The following is a 19,761-nucleotide window of genomic DNA, read 5'->3' as shown; positions in this document are numbered from 1 at the left end:
CGGGGGAGTCGTAGACCGGCGTGGACGCCCGTCGCCGCCGGTGGTTGGGTGTCCGGATGAGACGGCTGGTCGATGTCGACTACCTGGTGGTCGGCGCGGGTGCGACCGGGATGGCCTTCACCGACGCCCTGACCGACCACGCCGACGTCCGGGTCGCGCTCGTCGACCGACGGCACGCCGCCGGTGGGCACTGGCTGGCGGCGTACCCGTTCGTGCGGCTGCACCAGGCCTCGACCTTCTACGGTGCCGCGTCGACGGTGCTCGGGGGCGGGCGGATCCAGCAGCGCGGGCCGGAGGCAGGCCTCCACGAGCGGGCCGACCAGGCGAAGATCTGCAGCTACTACAGCGACCTGCTGACCCACCGGATGCTGGCGTCCGGCCAGGTGGAGTTCTTCCCGGGCTGCGACTACCGCGGTGACCGCACCTTCGTCTCGCGGGTCTCGGGCGAGGTCTTCGACGTCCCGGAGCGCTGCCGGGTCGTCGACGCCCGCTACCTGTCGCCGGACATCCCCGCCGAGTCGGCCCACCGGTTCGGGGTCGCCGAGGGCGCCCGCGTCGTGCCGGTCAACGACCTGGCACGGCTGGAGGAGGCGCCGCGGCAGTTCGTGGTCGTGGGCTCGGGCAAGACCGCGACCGACGCGTGCATCTGGCTCCTGGCCCGCGGTGTCGACCCGGGCGCCATCTGCTGGGTGCGCCCGCGCGACCCGTGGATGCTCAACCGCGCGTTGATCCAGCCGGACCCCGCGATCTACCTCGGGATGGTCGCCGACATGATGGCCGCGTCGGCCGCTGCTGCGTCCCTCCCCGACCTGTTCCTCGACCTCGAGGAGCGCGGCATCATGCACCGCGTCGACCGCTCGGTCACGCCGACCATGGCGAAGGCACCCACCCTCGGCACCTGGGAGCTCGATGAGCTGCGCACGATCGAGGACATCGTCCGGCTCGGCCACGTCACATCGGTCCGCCGCGGCCGGATCGAGCTGGTGGACGGGTCGGTCGGGGTCGCGGACGACGCACTCGTCGTGGACTGCGCCGCGGACGGGCTCAAGCAGCCGCCGCTGGTGCCGATCTGGGGCCCGGAGGCGATCACCCCGCAGCCGGTGCGGGCCGGGTTCCCCTGCTTCGGCGCGGCGATCGTCGGGTACGTCGAGGCCACCCGTGACGACGACGCGGAGAAGAACCGGCTCTGCCCGCCGTCGCCGTACGGCAACACGCTGACCGACTGGGCCCGCATGAACGTCCTGGGGTTGCGGGCCTCGGCCTCCTTCGGCGCCGAGCCGGACGTCAAGGCCTGGGCCGACGGGGTGGCGCTCAACCCGTCGCGCGTCCCTCCGGACCACCCGGGCTCGCCCGCCCTCGACGACGCCCTCGCCCGCCTGCAGGAGCACCTGCCCGGCGGGGTCGGCCGGCTCGCCGAGCTGAGCGGACTGGCCGGGCGGGGCGCTACAGGACGTTGACGGCCCGGGCGATCACCAGGGCGGCGAGTACCAGCGAGATCGCCGACTCCGCGATCAGCCAGAGCTTCGACCAGTGCCGGATGGCGGAGACGTCCGTGGGGCTGAAGGCGGTGGCGGTGTTGAACGACAGCGCGAGGTAGTCGACGAACTGCGGGTACCAGCCCGCCTCGACCAGCGAGTCGATGTCGTGCTCGGGGAACCGGAAGGCCGGGAGGACGGTGCCGGTCCCGCGGGCGCGCGCCACCGGGCCGCCGGAGTCCAGGTGCCAGTACCAGAGCGCGAAGGCGATGACGTTGGTCGCCCACACCGCCGCGCCGAGACTGAGGAGCTGGCCGGGGGAGTCGAAGTCGGCGTGGTCGAGCAGGCCGGCCACGAGGCGGACGGCGGAGGCGGCGATGGACGCCGTGATGATCCCGATCATCACGCCGGTCGTCACCCGCAGCCACGGTCGCTCCCGGTCGATCCGGCCCGGGTCGCCGAGGACGAGCAGCAGGAGCAGCAGGACCAGGATCGTCGGGTAGGCGAGCCGGGTCGCCTCCGCGATGGTGAAGTCGGACGGGATCATCAGGTCGAGCGCGGCGGCCGCCAGCACCGCGAGCGCCATCGGGAGGCGGCGCTCGCCCTGGCGCTGCGGCTGGCGCACCGGGTCAGCCATGGCGCACCAGCACCTCACGGGTGAGCTCGCCGACGGTCGCGTAGCCGTTGAGCCCCATCGTCAGGTCGGCCTCCGCGAGCAGGCAGCCGAGGACGAACTCGATGCCGGCCGCACCCCCGAGCACGGCGCCGTACCCGTAGGGGCGGCCGATGCCGACCGCGGTCGCGCCCAGCGCCAGGGCCTTGACCACGTCGGCTCCCGAGCGCACCCCGGAGTCGAAGAGCACCGGCATCCCGTCCGCGGCGTCGACGACCGCCGGCAGCATCTCGATCGCGGGGGCGCTCGCGGCCTGCCGGCCGCCGTGGTTGGAGCAGTAGATCCCGTCGACGCCGCCGTCGCGGGCCCGGCGGACGTCGTCGGGGTGGCAGATGCCCTTGAGGAGCAGCGGCAGGTCGGTGAGGCCGCGCAGCCACTCGAGGTCGTCCCACGACAGGCTCGGGTTCCCGAAGGTGAACGCCCAGGCCATGGCGGCGGCGCCCGGGTCCTCCTCCGGCGGTGCGGCGAGCTTGGCCCGGAAGACCGGGTCGGAGAAGTAGTTGGCCAGGCAGTAGCCGCGCAGCTGCGGGAAGGTCGCGTGCTGCAGGTCGCGCGGCCGGTAGCCGAGTGTCCAGGTGTCGAGGGTGACCACGATGCCGCGGAAGCCGGCCGCCTCGGCGCGGCGGACGAAGCTCTCGGCGAGCTCGCGGTCGTTGGGCGTGTAGAGCTGGAAGAACCCGGGGGTGTCGCCCAGGGCGGCGGCCACGTCCTCCATCGGGTCCTGCATCAGCGTCGACGCGACCATCGGCACGCCGGACGACGCCGCGGCCGTCGCGGCGGCGACGTCGCCGTGCTCGTCGTCGGTCATCACCCCCAGGACGCCGATCGGCGCCAGGAAGACCGGCGCCGGGAGGGTGTGCCCGAACAGCTCGACGCCCAGGTCGCGCTCGGCGGCGCCCGAGAGCATCCGCGGCAGGATCCCCCAGCGCTCGAATGCCTGGACGTTCAGCCGCTGCGTGTGCTCGTCGCCCGCGCCGCCGGCGACGTAGTCCCACAGCCGGTGCTCCATCTTCTCCCTCGCCGCGGCCTCGAGGCCCGCGAAGGTGAGCGGGTACGGCGGCAGCTCGCCCGCGAGCCCGCCGAAGTAGAGCCCCAGCTGGAAGTCGGAGTAGTTGGCCATGCGGGTATCCAACCGCCCCCGGCCCCTCGCGCCAACGGCTTCCGCAGGTTGTCGAGACCGTCGCCCCCGGGCGAGACGGCCGGCACCGCGACGGAATGCGCACGCTGCGGGCGTCCGTCCCTTACCGTCGACCCATCCTCCTGCCCAGGGGGCCAGCCCGCCCGGAGGCGCCCATGACTGCTCGGCCAGCACCCACCACCCGGCGGGGGGCCCTGCCCCGGGCGGTGGCGGCCGGCCTGGGCCTGCTGCTGTCCCTGACGCTGGCCGCGACCCTCGGCCCGACCGCGGCCCCGGCCACCGCCGGCGGCCGGGGTGCCGCCGCCGACGCCCGGCACCGCGACCAGGTCCGTCACCTCCTGCGGCACCTGTCGCTGCGCGAGAAGGTCGGGCAGCTCTTCGTCATCGAGGTGGCAGGTCGCGACGCGTTCACCGTCAGCGACACGGCGAAGGCGGTGAACCAGCGGCTGTACGGCGTCGACACGCCCGCGCAGGCGATCGCGAAGTACCGGCCCGGCGGGGTCATCTACTTCACGACCCGCAACAACGACGACAACATCGGCGACCCGGCCCAGGTCGCGACCCTCTCGAACGGGCTGCAGCTCGCCGCGCTGGCACCGCCGCGTGGGATCCCGCTGCAGATCTCCGTCGACCAGGAGGGTGGCTCGCTGGTCGCCCGGTTCGGCTCCCCGGCGACGCAGATGCCCGGCAACATGGCGCTCGGCGCCGGCCGCTCGGCCGTGGACGCCCGGCGGTCCGCCCAGGTGATCGGCAGCGAGCTCGCCGCGGTCGGCGTGACCCAGGACTACGCACCCGTCTCGGACGTCAACGTCAACCCGAACAACCCGGTCATCGGGATCCGGTCGGTCGGCTCCGACCCGGCGCTGGTCTCCGAGCTGGTCGACGCGCAGGTGCGCGGCTACCACGCCGGCGGCGTCTCCGCGGTCTCGAAGCACTTCCCGGGCCACGGCGACACCGGGGTGGACAGCCACTACGGGCTGCCCGAGGTGACCCACACGCTCGCGGAGCTCGAGACGATCGACCTGCCACCGTTCCGCGCGGCGATCGCCGCCGGCGTCGACACGATCATGACCGCGCACGTGGTGCTGCCGGCGATCGAGCCGGACGTGCCGGCCACCATGTCCCACAAGATCCTCACCGGGCTGCTGCGCGGCGAGCTCGGGTTCGACGGGCTGATCGTGACCGACGCGCTCGACATGGGCGGGGCGACGGCGACGTACCCGCCGGACGTCGCCCCCGTGCAGGCGCTGCTCGCCGGGGTCGACCAGCTGCTCATCCCGCCGCAGATGGACACGGCGTACGACGCGGTGCTCGACGCGGTCCGCAGCGGGGCGATCGGCCGGAAGCGGCTCGACGCCTCGGTGCGCCGGATCCTCCAGCACAAGCTCGACCGCGGGCTGTTCGACCACCCGTTCGTCGACCCGGTGGCGGCGGTGCAGGTGATGGGCTCCGCGGGCCACCTCGCCACAGCACAGGCGATCACCGACCGCACGACCACGCTCGTCAAGAACGACGCCGGGCTGCTGCCGCTGGACGCCGGCCCGCGCGACGTGCTGGTCGCCGGCTGGGGCGTGACCACGACCCAGCGTCTGGCGACGGCGCTCGGTGCGCGCGGCGCGACCACCCAGGTCCTCGAGTCCGGCACGACGCCGTCGCCGGCGGCGATCGACGCCGCGGTCGCGGCGGCGCCGGACGCCGACCTGGTGGTCGTGTCGACCAACAACGCCTACGCCGTCGACACCGCGACCGAGCAGCCGACCGCTGCCGCCGCGGCCCAGACCCGGTTGGTGCGGGCGCTCCTGGCGACCGGGACGCCGGTCGTGGTGGCGGCGATGCGCAACCCGTACGACGTCGCCTCGTTCGCCGAGGCGCCGACCGTGCTCGACACCTACGGCTACACGGCGGCCCAGGTGGAGTCGCTGGTCCGCGTCCTCTTCGGGGAGGTGGACCCGGCCGGCCGGCTGCCGGTGTCGGTCCCGGGCCCCGACGGGACCCGTGAGCTCTTCGAGCTCGGCCACGGCCTGGGCTACTGAGCGACGCCGGGCGAGCCCGTCGAGCGGGCCGGTGACGAAACGGCTCCGAGCTCGAGTGCGCCGGTGTACCTTCGCCTCGATCAGCGGGGGGCTGAGGAGGTCAGTGGGGATGGGCGGGTCAGCACCGCGCCCCGTGGCTCGGGTGTGGCGCATGACGGGCGGCGAGCTCGACGACCGGTCGGTGACCGAGGCGATCTGCGCGGCGTTCGTCCCGCTGCTGGAGGCGACCCCCGGCTACCTGGGGGTCGTCGTCGTGGTCGACCGCGAGCGGCGGGTCCTGCGGGGCGTGTCCTTCTGGGACGGCGAGGAGTCGCGGGACAGGTCCCGGCCGGCCGTCCTCGCGGCCGTCGGCGAGACGAGGAAGCTGACGCCCGTCGAGTTCGAGGGGCCCTGGGACTACGAGGTCGCCTACAGCCGGTTCCGAGGACCGGTGACCCCTCCGCCCGGGACCGGCGAGCAGCCGCCGATGCTGGTCAGGGTCGGCCAGATCGAGGGCGGTGACGCCGCCGACCCGGGGCTGGTCGAGGTGATGAAGAGGTACGCCGCCACCGTCGTCGCTCCGAGCCCGGGCTGCGTCGGCACGCTCCTCCTCGTCGACCGGGACCGGCCCGAGGTCCTGGGCGCGGCACTGTGGGCCGACGCGGTCGCAGCCCACCGGATGGACCGGGCGGGTGACGTCGCCGTCCAGGCCCTGGCCGAGGGCGCCGGGTCGGTCTCGTTCGGCAGGCACGGCTACGAGGTGCTGGTCAGCCGCCCGATGACGCAGCTGGTGGACTGAGCGGCCGGGCCGAGCCGGGCCGTTCCCCTGACACGACCCGGACATCCTCCTAGGGTGCTGCTCGCACCTCGGGTTCCCCGGAGCGACGACGGACCGCTCCCTGTCCGTCGAAGGCGAAGGACCCGAGCGTGACCGAGACCCCCCTACCTGTCGACCAGCGGCCCCGCCGTACCCGCAGGCGCTGGCTCCGGGCGCTCGTGGCAGTGGCGGTGGTGCTGGTGCTCCTCGTCGGCGGCGCGTTCGTCGCGACGGCGGTGATGAAGCTCCCGCCGCCGCAGACCCTGGCGCGGCTCGAGTTCGCGCCGCCCTCGACGTGGGGCGACTACTTCCCCTACCGCACCATCGAGGCCGGCGAGCCGCGCCCGCTGGAGAGCGCCCCGGCGTCGATGCCCGAGACCGTGCCGTGGAAGGGCGAGCAGATCCCGTTCGACGAGTTCCTCACCTCCACGAGCACCAACTCCTTCGTCGTGCTCCAGGACGGGAAGCTCGCCTACGAGTGGTACGCCGACGGGTACGACGACTCGACCCTCCAGTCGTCGTTCTCCATGGCCAAGTCGCTCGTCTCGCTGCTGGTCGGGCAGGCCATCGCCCGCGGTGAGCTGTCGGAGGACGACCGCGTGGTCGACCTCCTGCCCGACTACGAGACCGGCACCGCCTACGACCAGGTCACGGTGCGCGAGCTGCTCGACATGACTGCCGGCATCGACGTCTCGGAGGTCTACAACGAGTACTGGCCCTTCACGGGGACCTCGCGGATGTTCCTCACGACCGACCTGCCCGGGTTCGTGAAGGACAACCGGTCGGTCGACTACGAGCCCGGCACGAAGGGGGTCTACCGCAGCGTCGAGACCGAGACGCTCGGCCTGATCCTGGCCGAGGTCACCGGCCAGAACCTGTCCGACCTGCTCTCCGAGGGGATCTGGAAGCCCGTCGGCGCCGAGTCGCCGGCCCGGTGGAGCCTCGACCAGGAGGACGGGACCGAGAAGGCCTTCGCCTCCGTCAACGCCACCGCCCGGGACTTCGCCCGGGTCGGCCAGATGGTCCTCGACGACGGCCGGGTCGGCGACCAGCAGGTCGTGCCGCGCTCGTGGATCACGCGGATCGAGACGCCGGCGCCGCTCGAGGTGGACGGCTGGCCGTACAGCGCGCAGTGGTGGCACCCGCCCGGCGGCGACGGCGCCGACCTCTCCATGCTGGGCGTCTACGGTCAGTACACCTACGTCAACCCCGAGACCGGGACTGTCATCGTCAAGCTCAGCGACTACGGCACCGACCAGGACGAGCAGGAGACGTACGACGTGCTGCGGTCGGTCGCCGACCACCTGGCCGCCCAGCCGGCGGGCTGAGCGGCCTCGCTCCTAGCGACGCGGCTCCCAGCTGAAGAACCGCAGCGCGACGAGCAGGCCGGCCACGCCCCAGAGCGCGACGACGAGCACGTCGCTCCAGCTGAAGGGGTTGCCGAGGAAGGCCGCCTGCATCCCCTGGGCGAAGTGCCGCACCGGGAACACGTCGCCGGTCCACGTGATCCAGTCGGGGGCGTCGTCGCCGATCGGGATGAAGACACCGGACAGGAACAGCAGCGGGAGGATGGCGGCGTTCACGATCGGGGCAGCGGCGTCGGCGTTCGGGATGACGGCGGTGATCGCGAAGCCGAGGGCGCAGAAGGCGCAGGCGCCGACGACCAGCATGACGAGGAACCGCCACAGGGTCGCGCCGGTGGGGATGTCCGCGCTGTAGAAGAAGTGCCCGAAGGCCACGGTGATCCCGACCAGCAGCAGCGAGACGACCAGGGCGTGCAGCACCCGCGCCGTCAGGTAGACCCCGCTCGGCAGCGGGGTGCCGTCGATCCGCTTCAGCACGCCCGAGTCGCGCTGGAAGGTCATCCCGATCGCGACGTTGTTGAAGCAGGCGGTGATCACGGCGAAGGCGGCCATCTCCGCGACGTAGTAGGTCGACTGGTGGATCGTGCGGCCGCCGACGTGGACCTCGCCCTCGCCGAGCAGGGCGGTGAAGATCACGAGGAACATGAGAGGGAACGCGAAGGTGAAGAAGGCGGAGGCGGGGTTGCGCCAGAACGCCTTGTTGACGTAGCGCATCTGGAAGAGCGTCAGCCGGGCCGCGTTCATCGGGCGCTCCCGTCGGTGCGGACGTCCGGTCCGGGGTCGCCGACCAGTGACAGGTAGACGTCCTCCAGGCTGGGTCGTCGGATCTCGAGCCGCTCCATCGGTACGCCGGTCTCCAGCGCCCACGCGGTCAGCCGGTGCAGGGTCACGACGAGGTCGTCGGGGACGAGGTCGACGTGGCCGTCGGTCCGGGTGACCGGGCCCAGCCACTCGGGCGTGGCCACCCCGGCGGGCAGCTCGAAGCGGACCGTGGGATGGAGCGCGTCCCGGCCGCCGAGCGTCGACGGGGTGCCCTCGGCGACGATCCGGCCGCCGACCACGACCGCGACCCGGTCGGCGAGGTTCTGCGCCTCGTCCATGTAGTGGGTGGTCAGGAGCACCGTCTTGCCGAGGGCGGACAGGCCTCGGACCACCTCCCAGGCCTCCTGCCGGGCCGACGGGTCGAACCCCGTGGTCGGCTCGTCGAGGAACAGCAGCTCCGGGTCTCCGGCCAGGGCGATGGCGACGTCGAGGCGCCGCTGCTGCCCACCGGAGAGCCTGACCACCCGGGCGTTGCGCTTCGCAGTCAGTCCGACGAGCTCGATCACCTCGTCCACGGGACGGGGGTGCGGGTAGTAACCCGAGTACATGGCGATGGACTCGGCGACGGTGAGGTAGTTGTCGACCCCGGTCGCCTGGAGCACGATGCCGATCCGCGGCTTCAGGGCCGGGCGCTGGGAGCCGGGGTCGAGACCGAGGACCCGCACCGAGCCGGCGTCGGCCCGCTGGTAGCCCTCGAGGATCTCCAGCGTGGTGGTCTTCCCCGCCCCGTTGGGGCCGAGGATCGCGAACACCTCGCCCCGTTCGACGCGCAGGTCGATGCCCCGGACCGCGTGGACGTCCCCGAACGACTTCACGATGCCGGCCGCGAGGACCGCCGGCTCGTCCGAGGTCGTCTCCATCGTCCGTGTCACCCTCCTCCGGTGCCAGCCGAAACCCTAGGGCCGGGCCGCGGCCGCAGGCCAGCATGTCCGGGCCCTCTCCCGTTCCGAGGAGCAGAATGAGCACCATGAGGACCTGGAGCACGACCCGTCCCGCCACGCGTGCGCGCATCGCCCTGGTCGCCGTCGTCGCCCTCCTGGGCGTCGTCCTCGAGCCGGCGCCGTCAGGGGCGACGATCCCGCTCTCCGCCTTCCCGTCGAAGGCGGTCGTCAAGCAGACCATGGACGGCACGGGGCACTGGCGGACCTCCCCGGGCGACCTCACGAAGCTCGGGGCGCGACCGCGTGACTGCCGGTCGGACCAGCAGATGCTGGCGTACGACGACGTCCGGGTGCGGTGGTACAGCGGTCGGGAGATGGGGATGCCCCGATCCGTCTACACGTCCGCGGAGATCGGCGTCCTCACCTACGCCGACGTCGCGGCGGCCCGCCACGCCGTCCAGCGCAACGCGTCCTACCCGCGGCGCTGCCCCCGGGTGGTCGAGTGGGTGTGCACCGACTGCGACGGGATCGACACCACCTGGCGGACCAGGACGCCCGCGGCCCGGGTGGGCAGCCAGAGCGTGACCTGGAGGTTTCGTCAGGTCGGCAACCTGAAGTCGAACGGCTACGCCGTCGTGGCCCGGGACGGCGCGACCGTCGTGCGGGTCACGGGGATGCGTACCCGCGACGTGTTCGTGGACGGCGGGCAGCACTACCCGCGGCTGATGGCCAAGGGTGTCGTGCTCCGTCTGGCGCGCACAGCGCTCCGGACGGCGACCTAGGACCTGGCGTCCCGCCGTCAGAGGCGGACGAGCATCTTGCCGGTGTTGTCGCCCCGGTGCAGGCCGAGGAACGCGTCGACGGCGTGGTCGAGGCCGTCGACGACGGTCTCCTGGTACTTCAGGGACCCGTCCGCCACCCACGCGCCAGCCCGGCGGTAGAACTCGCCCGCGGCGTCCGCGTGGTCGGTGACGATGAAGCCGCGCAGGGTCAGGCGCTTGCTGACGAACATCATCATGTTGCGCGGGCCCGGGACCGGCGCGTCGGCGTTGTAGTCGGCGATCGCCCCGCACGCGGCGATCCGCCCGAAGTCGGCCATCGCGAAGATCGCGGCCTCGAGGTGGTCGCCGCCGACGTTGTCGAAGTAGACGTCGACGGGGCCGTGCCCGCGCAGCTGGCGGCCGATGGGGGAGTCCTTGTAGTTGAGGGCGACGTCGAAGCCGAGCTCGTCGGTCAGCCAGGCGCACTTCTCGGCGGTCCCTGCCGACCCGATCACCTTCGCGGCGCCGAGCTGCCGCGCGATCTGGCCGACGGCGGAGCCGACCGCCCCGGCCGCGCCGGACACGAAGACGGTGTCGCCCTCGCGCAGCTCCGCGATCCGGGTGAGGCCGACGTACGCCGTCAGGCCGGGCATGCCGAGCGCGCCGAGGTACGCCGTCGCGGGGGCGCGCGACACGTCGAGCCGCCGGACGGCGGACGCGGGCAGCAGCGCGTGGGTGCGCCGGCCGGCCTGGTGGAGCACGGTGTCGCCGACCGCCACGTCGTCGGAGCCCGTCGCCACCACCTCGCCGACCGCGCCGCCGTCGAGCGGGGCGTCGAGCGCGAACGGCGGCACGTAGGACTTCACGTCGTTCATGCGGCCGCGCATGTAGGGGTCGACCGACATGAACGTGTTGCGGACGAGCACCTGTCCGGCGGCGGGGTCCGGCAGCTGGACCTCCACGGTGCGGAAGTCGTCGGGCGTCGGCCAGCCCTGGGGTCGGGAGGCCAGGTGGATCTCGCGCGCGGTGGTGGGCATGGCCCGATGGTGCCAACCCGTCCCACGGGCCGGGTGGGCGGCCCCGGCGATCGCGTCGACCCCGCACTCGTGACAGACGTCAGTGGGTGCAGTAGGCCGGCACGGCGCCGACGTTCGAGACGTAGCGGGCCGAGACCCAGAGCCCGTGCGGCAGGTTGTACCAGAGGCTGTTGCCGCGCACCTCCTGCCCGCGGAGCTTGCAGTTGATGTGGACCAGGGTGCCCCGGGTCAGACCGCCGTGCGAGTTCGCCCGGGTCGTCGGCGCCTCACGAGGGATGAGCGTCGCGGTCGTGACGCGACCCCGGTAGGTCCGGCCGGTTCCGCAGTACGGCGGCGCGCCGCCGATCGGGCGCACGTACATCGCCGACACCCACTCGCGCGCGGCACCCGGCAGGCGGTACCAGACGTTGCTCACGCGACCGTCCTCGTCGTTGCCCCGGTGCACCACCGATCCGGTGACCCGGCAGGTCAGCGGGTAGACGTGCCCGTGCTGGAGCTTGCCCTGGCGCGAGGAGAACATCGTGGGCAGGCTGCGTACCAGCAGACCGTTCTTCGCCGTCACCCGCCCCCGAGGCCCCTCAGTGGACTGCGTGCGACCACGGTGGAGGTACCCCGTGAAGCGGGTCTGGTCGTCGTAGTAGGCGTCGTAGAGGTCCATGGTGCCGTCGATGGTGCGCACCTTGGCCCGGAGCGGGTCGGACGGACGGCTCTTCCTCAGGCACGACGTTGCCACGGACACCGTGGCGCGCTTGCCGTGCAGCGAGGTACGGATCTTCGAGCAGCGCAGCAGCGTCGGCTCGACCGGGTTGTTCACCGGCCGCCAGCCCAGGCTCTTGTCGACGACCTTGCCCCGTCGGTTGCGCATGACGGTCACCCCGTAGGCACGCTTCGCGCCGCGCGGCTGGAGCAACAGCTCGACCGTCGAGAGGCGTCGCGCCGTCACCTCCGGCATCGTGATCGTCGCGGTGACCCGGTTCCCCCCGTGGTGCACCTGCAGCCGGGTGATGTCGGTGGCCGGCGAGTAGGAGTCGCCCGAGGGATCGGGGACGCCTCCCTGATGCGCGTGCGCGCTCGACGGGCTGAGGGCGAGCCCGGCTCCGAGGGCGGCGGTCACGAACGTTCGTACGGTCTTCATCGAGGTACTCCCTGACGGTGAGGACGGGCCGAAGCCCCGGTACGTCTGGTTGAGAGGTCGTGGGACCACCGGAGGTCACACCCGATCCGAGAATTCTCGCCGGATCGCGTCCGGTGTGACCTCCCGGGTGTCCCCGGGCGTCAGAAGGGGAAGGACGGGAGGACCCATGCATCGACGTACGACCGAGGACTTCGAGGAGTTCGCCCTCGCGCGGGCCGGCGACCTGTACCGCCAGGCCTGGGCGATGTGCGGTGACCGCCACCGGGCCGAGGACCTGGTGCAGGAGACCCTGGCCAAGGTGTTCGTGAAATGGCGCCGGATCGACACGCCCTACGCCTACTCCCAGCAGACGTTGCTACGGACCTTCCTCAGCCGGCGCCGGCTGCGCAGCAGCGGTGAGCAGCCCTGGGCCGACGTCCCCGAGACCGCGGCGGTCACGGACCCGATGGCCCAGAGCGACCTCCGGATGAGCCTGCAGGACGCGTTGGCCGAGCTCAGCCGGCTGGATCGGGCCGTGCTGGTCCTGCGCTACCTCGAGGACCTGTCGGTGGCCGAGACCGCCGAGCGCCTGGACCTGTCGCCAGGGGCGGTGAAGAACCGGAGCCTGCGTGCGCTGGCCCGGGTGCGCGAAGGGAGCCTCCGGTGAACGAGAGGGACATGGCAGACCTGCTCCACCGCGCGAGCCGGGACCTGGCGCCCGACGTGCCCTCCCTGGTGGCGGTCGGGCTGCGTCGCGGCCAGGCGCGCCGCCGTCGCCGTCAGTCGGCGGCTGCGGTCGTCGCCAGCGCTGTGGCCGTCCTCCTGGTGGTCGCGGGCTTCGAGCTGGCCGATTCCAGCCGGGCCGGGACCCGGGGTGTCGCCCCGGCGAACCCGTCGCCGCGGTCGGCCTCCGCGGAGTCCGCCGACCCCGGACCGGTCCGCCCGGTCGACCTGGCCGTGACGACCGACCAGGTGCCGACCACGTTCGCCTCGCTGGAGCCCGGGACGGTGAGCGCGCCCGGGCCGAAGTCGGGACCCGACGCGGCCCCGGTCGTCGACTTCACCTGGAACGGCTTCGGCGTCCGAGTCGGCCTCACCCCGGACGACTACGTGACGGGCCACCGGGTCCGGGAACCCGGGCGTCGCTGCGCCGAGCAGGAGGGTGCGGCCCGGTGCCGACCCGGGCCCGAGGGCACGGTTCTCGCCCGGTCGAGTGCCACCAACCCCGCGGTCGACGGGGGCACCCGGTTCCGGGCGGTGACCGTCTTCCGGCCCGACGGCTGGGACGTGCTCGTGATGGCCTACAACGGACCGGGCAAGGACGGTCCCGCGACCGCTGCGGAGCCGCCCTTCGACCTGTCGCAGCTGCAGCGCATCGCGTCGAGCGACACCTGGTTCCGATGACCTCGCGTACCCCGGGCTGCTGCAGATCGTCGCCGACCCGTCGTCCGCGCCGAGGAGGGCAGCTGCCGCGGGTCAGCCGGCGCCGCCCACGCCGCCCACCTCGGCGGAGAGCAGGAGCAGGCGGTTGAGCAGGTCCGCCGCTCGGGCGACCTGCTCGCGCTCGCCGCAGACGAGCAGGTCGAGCAGGAGGCCACGCGCGGCGCCGAGGGCGAGGCGCGCATGGGTCTCGGCCTGCTCCTCGGGGATCCCGATGGCGCGGCAGAGGTCGGTGACCGAGGGCAGCCAGGCGGCGATCAGCTCCTCGCGGAGCGCCGCAGCGTGCTCCTTGCCCTGCATGGCGTGCGCCGCCAGCTCGAAGAACAGCGGGCCGTAGCGCAGCGTCGCCTCGACCGTCTCCTCCCAGTACTTCGCGCCGGCCTCGAGCGGCGGGAGGTCGGTGTCGTACGTCGCGGTCATGACCGCGCGCTGCCGGGCCTCGACCTCGCGCGTGACCTCGGCGAGCAGGCCCTCGCGCGACCCGAAGTGGTAGATCAGCATCCGGTGGCTGGTGCCGAGCGCCTCGGCGATCCCGCGCAGGCTCGTGTCGCCGATGCCGTGCCGGCCGAAGTGGTCGATCGCGGCCTCGAGCAGCCGCTCGCGCCCGGTCGCGGCCCGCTCCGGCTCGGTCACGGGGTCCGGTCGCCGGTGACCCGCGCGTCCAGGCTCTGGGCCTCGAGCTCGATGTAGCGCTGCGTCAGCCGGCGCCAGACGAGCGCCGCCACGGCGCCGACCGGCCCGATCTGCTCGATGCCTAGGGTGACCAGGGAGCCGGCGCCGTCGGGGACCACCTCGTGCCGGCCGATCGTCCGCATCCCGGGCCCGGTGGCCTCCCAGGTGAAGCTCCGGCCCTCCACCACCTCGGTCACCTCCCACACCGCGCGGGGCAGCCGGGGCTGCCGGACCTCGGCCCGCGAGCCGACCTGGACCGGACCGTCGTCGAGGCGCTCGACGCTGTCGACCGTGGGCAGCCACTCCGGCCAGCGGGCGACGTCGAAGAGCACCTGCCACACCGGACCGGTGGGCGCGTCGATGTGTCGGGAGGTCACGAACTTCCGGCTCATGTACCACATGGTACACGCGCGGAGAGGGCCGGACCCCCTAGCCTGCGGCCATGGCCACCTTCACGCTCACCTGCATCGGCGACGACCGACCGGGCCTGGTCTCCGACCTCTCGGAGACGATCAGCAGCCACGGCGCCAGCTGGAAGCGCAGCCAGATGGCCCGCCTGGGCGGCAAGTTCGCCGGCATCCTGCTGGTGGAGGTCGCCGACGACCGGGCCGACGCGCTCGTCGCGGACCTGACGGCGCTCGAGGAGTCCGGGCTGCTGGTGACCCCCGAGCGGACCGACGTGCCGGTCGAGGAGCCCTCGCTGCGGCTCACCCTCGAGCTGCTCGGCGCCGACCGTCCCGGCATCGTGGCCGAGATCTCGACGGCGCTGGCGGCCGAGCAGATCGGGATCGAGGAGCTGAGCACCGACGTCCGCGAGGCGCCGATGGCCGGGGGGCACCTGTTCGAGGTGCGGGCGGTGCTCGAGGCGCCGACGTCCACCAGCACCGACGACCTGCGGTCGATGCTCGAGGCGATCGCCGACGAGCTGATGGTGGAGATCACGCTCTCGGACGCCGAGGGTCCCGCCTGACCCGAGGAGCCGCGCGGTCAGTCGCGCAGCAGCAGCTTGACCGCGACCTCGATCTGCTGGCCGGTCTCGGCGGCGGAGTTGCGGCCGGTCACCCAGCCGACGAGGGCGGAGAGCCACACGTCGCCGATGACGCGGGCGATCTGGACGTCCTCGTCGGTGACCTCGGCGTGGCCCTCGGGGTACATCGCCTGCGTCAGCATCGAGGTGAGCAGCATGCCGACCTGGTGGATCTCGGCCGCGACCGAGGCGTCGGCGAACATGAACGCGCGGGTGAGCGCCTCGGTGAGCTGGGGGTCGCTCTGCATCCCGCGCGTGGTGCGCTTGAGGACGGCGATGACCCGCTCGGCGGTGGTGTCGCCCTCCAGGGGCTTGTCGCGGAGCGCCACCTCGGTGCGCTCGAACTCGCGCTGGAGCGCGGAGACCAGCAGGTGGATCTTGGACGGGAAGTAGCGGTACAGCGTGCCCAGGGCGACGTCGGCGCGCTCGGCGACCGCCCGCATCTGCACGGCGTCGAAACCACCCTGCGACGCGAGCGCGATCGTGGCGTCGAGGATCCGCTTGCGCCGGTCCCGCTGGGCAGCGGAGCCGAGGTCCTCGACCGCCAGCGAGTTGGTCGAGTTGGCGCTGGTCACGCGGTCTCCTGTGGTCAGGTGTCGTGGTCCCGACGGCGGTCGGTCCGCCGAGTCTAGAGAACCGGGGACGGACCTGGTGGGATGGCGCACTAGGCTAGCAATCCGTGGACTAGATTAGGAACACGTTCCAGTTTCGTCGGTACGGCGCGTTCCCGCGCACCCGACCCCGGTCGCCGGACGTCCTGGCGGTGCAAGAGAGAGGTGCGGATGCGGGTCGCTCTGCTGTCCTACCGAAGCAAGCCTCACTGCGGGGGGCAGGGGATCTACATCCGGCACCTGAGCCGCGAGCTGACGAACCTCGGCCACACGGTGGAGGTGTTCTCCGGCCAGCCCTACCCGGACCTCGACCCCGGCGTGGCGCTCACCAAGCTCCCGAGCCTGGACCTCTACCGCGAGCCCGACCCGTTCCGGGTGCCCAAGCTCAAGGAGTTCCGCGACCGCATCGACGTCGAGGAGTTCGCGACCATGTGCGCGGCGGGCTTCCCCGAGCCCAAGACCTTCAGCCTGCGCGCGGTGCGCGCGCTGAGGGACCGCGTCGACGAGTTCGACATCGTCCACGACAACCAGGTGCTCGGCTACGGGATGCTCGAGATCGAGAAGCTCGGGCTCCCGCTCATCACGACGCTGCACCACCCGATCAGCTACGACCGCCGCATCGACATCGCCTCGGTGCGCAACCCGTGGCGCAAGTTCACGCTGAGCCGCTGGTACGGCTTCGTGCGGATGCAGGCCAAGGTCGCGCGCCAGGCACGCAAGATCCTCACGCCCTCGGAGACCTCCAAGCGCGACATCGCCCGGGACTTCGGGGTCGACCCGGCCCGGATGGAGGTCATCCTCCTCGGCGTCGACGACGCGTTCGTCCCGCCGACCAAGCCGCGCGTGCCGGGCCGGATCATGGCGATGGCCAGCGCCGACGCCCCGATGAAGGGGATCGCGACGCTGCTCGAGGCGTTCGCCAAGCTGCGCACCGAGCGCGAACTCGAGCTGCTCCTCGTCACCAAGCCGACGGCCGGCGGGCGCACCGAGAAGCTCATCGACAAGCTCTCCATCGGCGACTCGGTCCGCTTCGTGCACGGCATCAGCGACGCCGAGCTGGTGGAGCTGATGGGCTCGGCCGAGCTGGCGTGCGTGCCCTCGCTCTACGAGGGCTTCTCGTTGCCGACCGCCGAGCTGATGGCCTGCGGCACGCCGCTGGTCGTCTCCGACGCCGGCGCCATCCCCGAGGTCGTCGGGCCCGACGGGCTGTGCGCCGACCTGGTCACCCCCGGTGACGTGGGCGAGCTCGAGAAGGCCATCGCGGCCATGCTCGACGACCCCGAGCGCCGGGAGCGGTACGGCGCCGCCGGCCGCCGCCGGGTCCAGGAGCTGTTCAGCTGGCGCGCCGTCGCGCAGAAGGTCGCGGCCGCCTACGAGGACGTGATCGCCGACTACGAGCAGGAGAGGGAGACCAGTGCTCACCGTTGACTTCGACCGCCTCGGGCTGCGCCCGGGGGAGCGGGTGCTGGACATGGGCGCGGGCGGCGGCCGCCACGCCTTCGAGATGTACCGCCGGGGCGCCGACGTCGTGGCGTTCGACCTGGACGCCGACGAGCTCGCCGGCGTGCTCGAGATCTTCGGCGCGATGAAGGAGCAGGGCGAGGTCCCCGCGGGGGCCGCGGCCGACATCAAGCAGGGTGACGCCCTCGAGCTGCCGTTCGCCGACGGCGAGTTCGACCGCATCGTCGCCGCGGAGGTGCTCGAGCACATCCACGCCGACGTCGACGCGATCAAGGAGCTGGTCCGGGTGCTGCGGCCCGGCGGCACGATGGCGATCTCGGTGCCGCGCTGGCTGCCGGAGGTCATCAACTGGCGGCTGTCCGACGACTACCACAACGCCCCGGGCGGCCATGTCCGGATCTACACCGACCACGAGCTGATCGACAAGGTCACCAAGGCCGGGCGGCCCAACGACGGCACACCGGGCGACGCGATGATCTTCGAGGGCAAGAGCCACGCCCACGGCCTGCACGCGCCGTACTGGTGGATCAAGAGCGCGGTCGGCGTCTCCAACGACGAGCACGTTCTCGCGCGGACCTACCACAAGCTGCTGGTCTGGGAGATCATGAAGCAGCCCAAGGTGCTCCAGTACGCGTCCCGCCTGATCGACCCGGTCATCGGCAAGAGCATGGTGCTCTACTTCCGCAAGCCGGACGCTTCGTGAGCCCCGCCCTCGCCAGGATCCCGTACGTCGACGGGATCCTCACCGCCGAGCAGGTCGCCGAGTCCGCGGCGTCGATCGCGGCGATGCAGGAGCCCTGGGGCGCGATCCCGTGGACCATCGGCGAGCACGTCGACATCTGGAACCACGTCGAGGGCGCGATGGCGATGCTCGTCGGTGGCCAGGTCGAGGCCGCCGAGCGCGCCTACGCCTGGATCCCGACCATGCAGCACGCGGACGGGTCCTTCCCGATGAAGATCGTCGGGGGCGAGCCCGCCGACGACCGCGGCGACGTCAACATGACGGCGTACGTCGCCGTCGGGCTGTGGCACCACTGGCTGGTGCGCCGCGACATCGACTTCGTGCGCGAGCACTGGCCGATGGTGCGCGCCGCGCTCGGTTGGGTCGTCTCGCAGCAGGTGTCGTGGGGCGGCATCAACTACACGCCCACCGAGGACTACTGCCTGCTCACCGGCAACTCGAGCATCTACCAGTCGCTGCGCGCCGGCGTCGCGCTCGCCGACCTGCTCGACGAGCCGCAGCCGGAGTGGGAGCTCGCCGGCGGCCGGCTCGGGCACGCCGTGCGGGAGCACCGGGACCTGTTCGAGGACAAGTCGACGTACTCGATGGACTGGTACTACCCGGTGCTCGGGGGCGCGGTCCGCGGCCAGGCCGCGTTCGACCTGCTCGCGAGCAGGTGGGACGAGTTCGTCGTCCCGGGGATGGGCATCCACTGCGTCGACAGCAACCCGTGGGTGACCGGAGCGGAGACCTGCGAGCTCGCGATGGCGCTCGACATGCTCGGCGACCACCGGCGCGCGCTGACGCTGGTCAAGGACATGCAGATGCTGCGCGAGAGCGACGGCCGCTACTGGACCGGCTGGGTCTACGGCGACCAGTCGCTCACCGACGAGCCGCGCAACGTCTTCTGGCCGGTCGAGCACACGACCTACACCGCGGCCGCGGTCATCCTCGCCGTCGACGCGCTCGGCGAGGTCGCCGGGCACAGCACCGCCGGGTCCGGGATCTACCGCGGCACCTCGCTGGCGCCGCACTTCGCCGAGCTCGGGCTGGAGTGCGGCTGCCCGTCAGCCGACTCGGTCTCCAGCGTCCCCGGCCGTCCGTCGTAGCACCCGCATCGAGCCCAGCGCCTCCACCTCGGTGAAGGCGCCGCTCTCGAGCGCGCGCAGGAACACGTGGTACGGCGGCTGCCCGCCGTCGGCCGGGTCGGGGAAGACGTCGTGGATGACGAGCAGCCCGTCGCGCGCCACCCACGGCGCCCAGCCGGAGTAGTCGTTCTGCGCGTGCACCTCGGCGTGCCCGCCGTCGATGAAGAGCAGCGAGAGCGGCGTGCGCCAGTGCGCACTGACCGTCGTGCTCCTCCCGACCACTGCGACCACCTGGTCCTCCAGGCCGGCGCGCGCGATCGTCCGGCGGAAGACCGGCAGGGTGTCCATCAGGCCGGACTCGTCGTCGACGAGCGAGGGGTCGTGGTGCTCCCAGCCGGCCTGGTTCTCCTCCGAGCCGCGGTGGTGGTCGACCGTGAAGACCGTGCCGCCGACCTCGCGGGCGGCGGCGCCGAGGTAGATCGCGGACTTGCCGCAGTAGGTCCCGACCTCGAGCGCCGGGCCGTGGGGGAGGCGCTCGCGCGCGTACCGGTGCAGCAGCAGCCCCTCGTCCTCGGGCATGAAGCCCTTCGCGGCGAGGGCGTGGCTCAGCCACTCCGGGGGCAGGTCCGCGGGCATGTCGGTCACCC

The 19,761-nt window shown here is 72.6% G+C and carries 21 protein-coding genes; 11 read left to right on the top strand and 10 right to left on the bottom strand.

The annotated features are described in order from the left end of the window. Window positions 1-56 precede the first annotated feature (56 nt). Window positions 57-1,457 (top strand): NAD(P)-binding protein, encoded by a 1,401-nt coding sequence (locus ACILQ5_RS02860; protein ID WP_395656461.1) that lies wholly within the window; start codon window positions 57-59, stop codon window positions 1,455-1,457. On the opposite strand, the gene ACILQ5_RS02855 is transcribed toward ACILQ5_RS02860, so the two are convergent. Together ACILQ5_RS02855 and ACILQ5_RS02850 are read right to left on the bottom strand one after the other, a co-directional pair. Continuing rightward, window positions 1,444-2,112, bottom strand: coding sequence for a hypothetical protein (locus ACILQ5_RS02855; protein ID WP_395656460.1), 669 nt, complete (start codon window positions 2,110-2,112; stop codon window positions 1,444-1,446). The genes ACILQ5_RS02860 and ACILQ5_RS02855 overlap by 14 nt on opposite strands. After that, entirely contained in the window at window positions 2,105-3,268 is a 1,164-nt protein-coding gene (locus ACILQ5_RS02850; RefSeq protein WP_395656459.1) for an alpha-hydroxy-acid oxidizing protein, read from the bottom strand. Before ACILQ5_RS02850 ends, ACILQ5_RS02855 begins: the two co-directional genes overlap by 8 nt. Window positions 3,269-3,441: 173 nt before the next feature. Here ACILQ5_RS02850 and ACILQ5_RS02845 point away from each other — a divergent pair, with 173 nt between their 5' ends. From ACILQ5_RS02845 to ACILQ5_RS02835, 3 genes are all read left to right on the top strand, one after another. Next, window positions 3,442-5,319 carry a glycoside hydrolase family 3 protein gene (locus ACILQ5_RS02845; RefSeq protein WP_395656458.1) on the top strand — a complete coding sequence of 626 codons (1,878 nt, stop codon included), beginning with the start codon at window positions 3,442-3,444 and terminating at the stop codon, window positions 5,317-5,319. A gap of 151 nt (window positions 5,320-5,470) precedes the next feature. Continuing rightward, window positions 5,471-6,097 (top strand): hypothetical protein, encoded by a 627-nt coding sequence (locus tag ACILQ5_RS02840; RefSeq protein ID WP_395656457.1) that lies wholly within the window; start codon window positions 5,471-5,473, stop codon window positions 6,095-6,097. 128 nt (window positions 6,098-6,225) lie between these two features. Continuing rightward, window positions 6,226-7,443, top strand: a complete 1,218-nt coding sequence (locus ACILQ5_RS02835; protein ID WP_395656456.1) for a serine hydrolase domain-containing protein — start codon at window positions 6,226-6,228, stop codon at window positions 7,441-7,443. A 12-nt stretch (window positions 7,444-7,455) separates the two neighbouring features. Here the strand turns inward: ACILQ5_RS02835 and ACILQ5_RS02830 are convergent, their stop codons facing one another. Next, window positions 7,456-8,223 (bottom strand): ABC transporter permease, encoded by a 768-nt coding sequence (locus ACILQ5_RS02830; protein WP_395656455.1) that lies wholly within the window; start codon window positions 8,221-8,223, stop codon window positions 7,456-7,458. Further along, window positions 8,220-9,161 (bottom strand): ABC transporter ATP-binding protein, encoded by a 942-nt coding sequence (locus ACILQ5_RS02825; protein ID WP_395656454.1) that lies wholly within the window; start codon window positions 9,159-9,161, stop codon window positions 8,220-8,222. The genes ACILQ5_RS02830 and ACILQ5_RS02825 overlap by 4 nt, the downstream gene beginning before the upstream one ends. A gap of 107 nt (window positions 9,162-9,268) precedes the next feature. Between ACILQ5_RS02825 and ACILQ5_RS02820 the strand changes: the two genes are divergently transcribed. Further along, window positions 9,269-9,964: a hypothetical protein gene (locus tag ACILQ5_RS02820; protein WP_395656453.1), complete on the top strand. Its 696-nt coding sequence runs from the start codon at window positions 9,269-9,271 to the stop codon at window positions 9,962-9,964. Between the two features lie 17 nt (window positions 9,965-9,981). On the opposite strand, the gene ACILQ5_RS02815 is transcribed toward ACILQ5_RS02820, so the two are convergent. Then, entirely contained in the window at window positions 9,982-10,980 is a 999-nt protein-coding gene (locus ACILQ5_RS02815; protein ID WP_395656452.1) for an NADP-dependent oxidoreductase, read from the bottom strand. A gap of 79 nt (window positions 10,981-11,059) precedes the next feature. After that, a complete protein-coding gene (locus ACILQ5_RS02810) occupies window positions 11,060-12,115 on the bottom strand; it encodes a hypothetical protein (RefSeq protein ID WP_395656451.1) in 1,056 nt (351 codons plus the stop codon). A 166-nt stretch (window positions 12,116-12,281) separates the two neighbouring features. On the opposite strand from ACILQ5_RS02810, the gene ACILQ5_RS02805 reads away from it, so the two are divergent. Together ACILQ5_RS02805 and ACILQ5_RS02800 are read left to right on the top strand one after the other, a co-directional pair. Further along, the gene (locus tag ACILQ5_RS02805; RefSeq protein WP_395656450.1) at window positions 12,282-12,761 is read left to right on the top strand and encodes a SigE family RNA polymerase sigma factor; all 480 of its coding nucleotides are present in this window, start codon (window positions 12,282-12,284) and stop codon (window positions 12,759-12,761) included. Between the two features lie 11 nt (window positions 12,762-12,772). Next, complete coding sequence (locus ACILQ5_RS02800; RefSeq protein WP_395656449.1) at window positions 12,773-13,498, top strand: hypothetical protein; 726 nt, start codon at window positions 12,773-12,775, stop codon at window positions 13,496-13,498. A 72-nt stretch (window positions 13,499-13,570) separates the two neighbouring features. Here the strand turns inward: ACILQ5_RS02800 and ACILQ5_RS02795 are convergent, their stop codons facing one another. Both ACILQ5_RS02795 and ACILQ5_RS02790 read right to left on the bottom strand, forming a co-directional pair. Continuing rightward, on the bottom strand, window positions 13,571-14,167 hold the full coding sequence (locus ACILQ5_RS02795) for a TetR/AcrR family transcriptional regulator (RefSeq protein ID WP_395656448.1): 597 nt from the start codon (window positions 14,165-14,167) through the stop codon (window positions 13,571-13,573). Beyond that, complete coding sequence (locus ACILQ5_RS02790) at window positions 14,164-14,598, bottom strand: SRPBCC family protein (protein ID WP_395656447.1); 435 nt, start codon at window positions 14,596-14,598, stop codon at window positions 14,164-14,166. Before ACILQ5_RS02790 ends, ACILQ5_RS02795 begins: the two co-directional genes overlap by 4 nt. Before the next feature lie 50 nt (window positions 14,599-14,648). Between ACILQ5_RS02790 and ACILQ5_RS02785 the strand changes: the two genes are divergently transcribed. Beyond that, window positions 14,649-15,176 (top strand): glycine cleavage system protein R, encoded by a 528-nt coding sequence (locus ACILQ5_RS02785; RefSeq protein WP_395656446.1) that lies wholly within the window; start codon window positions 14,649-14,651, stop codon window positions 15,174-15,176. Window positions 15,177-15,193: 17 nt separating this feature from the next. Here ACILQ5_RS02785 and ACILQ5_RS02780 read toward each other — a convergent pair whose 3' ends face one another. Beyond that, entirely contained in the window at window positions 15,194-15,808 is a 615-nt protein-coding gene (locus ACILQ5_RS02780; protein WP_395656445.1) for a TetR family transcriptional regulator, read from the bottom strand. Window positions 15,809-16,015: 207 nt separating this feature from the next. On the opposite strand from ACILQ5_RS02780, the gene ACILQ5_RS02775 reads away from it, so the two are divergent. From ACILQ5_RS02775 to ACILQ5_RS02765, 3 genes are read left to right on the top strand one after another with little or no spacing between them, the layout of a single operon-like run. Further along, window positions 16,016-17,272 carry a glycosyltransferase family 4 protein gene (locus ACILQ5_RS02775; RefSeq protein WP_395656444.1) on the top strand — a complete coding sequence of 419 codons (1,257 nt, stop codon included), beginning with the start codon at window positions 16,016-16,018 and terminating at the stop codon, window positions 17,270-17,272. After that, on the top strand, window positions 17,259-18,008 hold the full coding sequence (locus ACILQ5_RS02770; RefSeq protein WP_395656443.1) for a class I SAM-dependent methyltransferase: 750 nt from the start codon (window positions 17,259-17,261) through the stop codon (window positions 18,006-18,008). The genes ACILQ5_RS02775 and ACILQ5_RS02770 overlap by 14 nt, the downstream gene beginning before the upstream one ends. Then, on the top strand, window positions 18,005-19,135 hold the full coding sequence (locus tag ACILQ5_RS02765) for a prenyltransferase (protein ID WP_395656442.1): 1,131 nt from the start codon (window positions 18,005-18,007) through the stop codon (window positions 19,133-19,135). Before ACILQ5_RS02770 ends, ACILQ5_RS02765 begins: the two co-directional genes overlap by 4 nt. On the opposite strand, the gene ACILQ5_RS02760 is transcribed toward ACILQ5_RS02765, so the two are convergent. After that, the gene (locus tag ACILQ5_RS02760; RefSeq protein WP_395656683.1) at window positions 19,094-19,750 is read right to left on the bottom strand and encodes a class I SAM-dependent methyltransferase; all 657 of its coding nucleotides are present in this window, start codon (window positions 19,748-19,750) and stop codon (window positions 19,094-19,096) included. The genes ACILQ5_RS02765 and ACILQ5_RS02760 overlap by 42 nt on opposite strands. Window positions 19,751-19,761 lie beyond the last annotated feature (11 nt).

The sequence above is a fragment of the Nocardioides sp. genome, assembly GCF_044226305.1.
Taxonomy (GTDB): Bacteria; Actinomycetota; Actinomycetes; order Propionibacteriales; family Nocardioidaceae; genus Nocardioides.
This window is presented reverse-complemented; position numbering and strand designations above follow the sequence as displayed.

Bases quoted from the DNA above. Each gene is read 5' to 3' on its own strand.
- ACILQ5_RS02860 (WP_395656461.1), top strand. From the start codon at position 57: ATGAGACGGCTGGTCGATGTCGACTACCTGGTGGTCGGCGCGGGTGCG.
- ACILQ5_RS02855 (WP_395656460.1), bottom strand. From the start codon at position 2,112: ATGGCTGACCCGGTGCGCCAGCCGCAGCGCCAGGGCGAGCGCCGCCTC.
- ACILQ5_RS02850 (WP_395656459.1), bottom strand. From the start codon at position 3,268: ATGGCCAACTACTCCGACTTCCAGCTGGGGCTCTACTTCGGCGGGCTC.
- ACILQ5_RS02845 (WP_395656458.1), top strand. From the start codon at position 3,442: ATGACTGCTCGGCCAGCACCCACCACCCGGCGGGGGGCCCTGCCCCGG.
- ACILQ5_RS02840 (WP_395656457.1), top strand. From the start codon at position 5,471: ATGACGGGCGGCGAGCTCGACGACCGGTCGGTGACCGAGGCGATCTGC.
- ACILQ5_RS02830 (WP_395656455.1), bottom strand. From the start codon at position 8,223: ATGAACGCGGCCCGGCTGACGCTCTTCCAGATGCGCTACGTCAACAAG.
- ACILQ5_RS02825 (WP_395656454.1), bottom strand. From the start codon at position 9,161: ATGGAGACGACCTCGGACGAGCCGGCGGTCCTCGCGGCCGGCATCGTG.
- ACILQ5_RS02820 (WP_395656453.1), top strand. From the start codon at position 9,269: ATGAGGACCTGGAGCACGACCCGTCCCGCCACGCGTGCGCGCATCGCC.
- ACILQ5_RS02815 (WP_395656452.1), bottom strand. From the start codon at position 10,980: ATGCCCACCACCGCGCGCGAGATCCACCTGGCCTCCCGACCCCAGGGC.
- ACILQ5_RS02810 (WP_395656451.1), bottom strand. From the start codon at position 12,115: ATGAAGACCGTACGAACGTTCGTGACCGCCGCCCTCGGAGCCGGGCTC.
- ACILQ5_RS02805 (WP_395656450.1), top strand. From the start codon at position 12,282: ATGCATCGACGTACGACCGAGGACTTCGAGGAGTTCGCCCTCGCGCGG.
- ACILQ5_RS02800 (WP_395656449.1), top strand. From the start codon at position 12,773: ATGGCAGACCTGCTCCACCGCGCGAGCCGGGACCTGGCGCCCGACGTG.
- ACILQ5_RS02790 (WP_395656447.1), bottom strand. From the start codon at position 14,598: ATGAGCCGGAAGTTCGTGACCTCCCGACACATCGACGCGCCCACCGGT.
- ACILQ5_RS02785 (WP_395656446.1), top strand. From the start codon at position 14,649: ATGGCCACCTTCACGCTCACCTGCATCGGCGACGACCGACCGGGCCTG.
- ACILQ5_RS02775 (WP_395656444.1), top strand. From the start codon at position 16,016: ATGCGGGTCGCTCTGCTGTCCTACCGAAGCAAGCCTCACTGCGGGGGG.
- ACILQ5_RS02760 (WP_395656683.1), bottom strand. From the start codon at position 19,750: ATGCCCGCGGACCTGCCCCCGGAGTGGCTGAGCCACGCCCTCGCCGCG.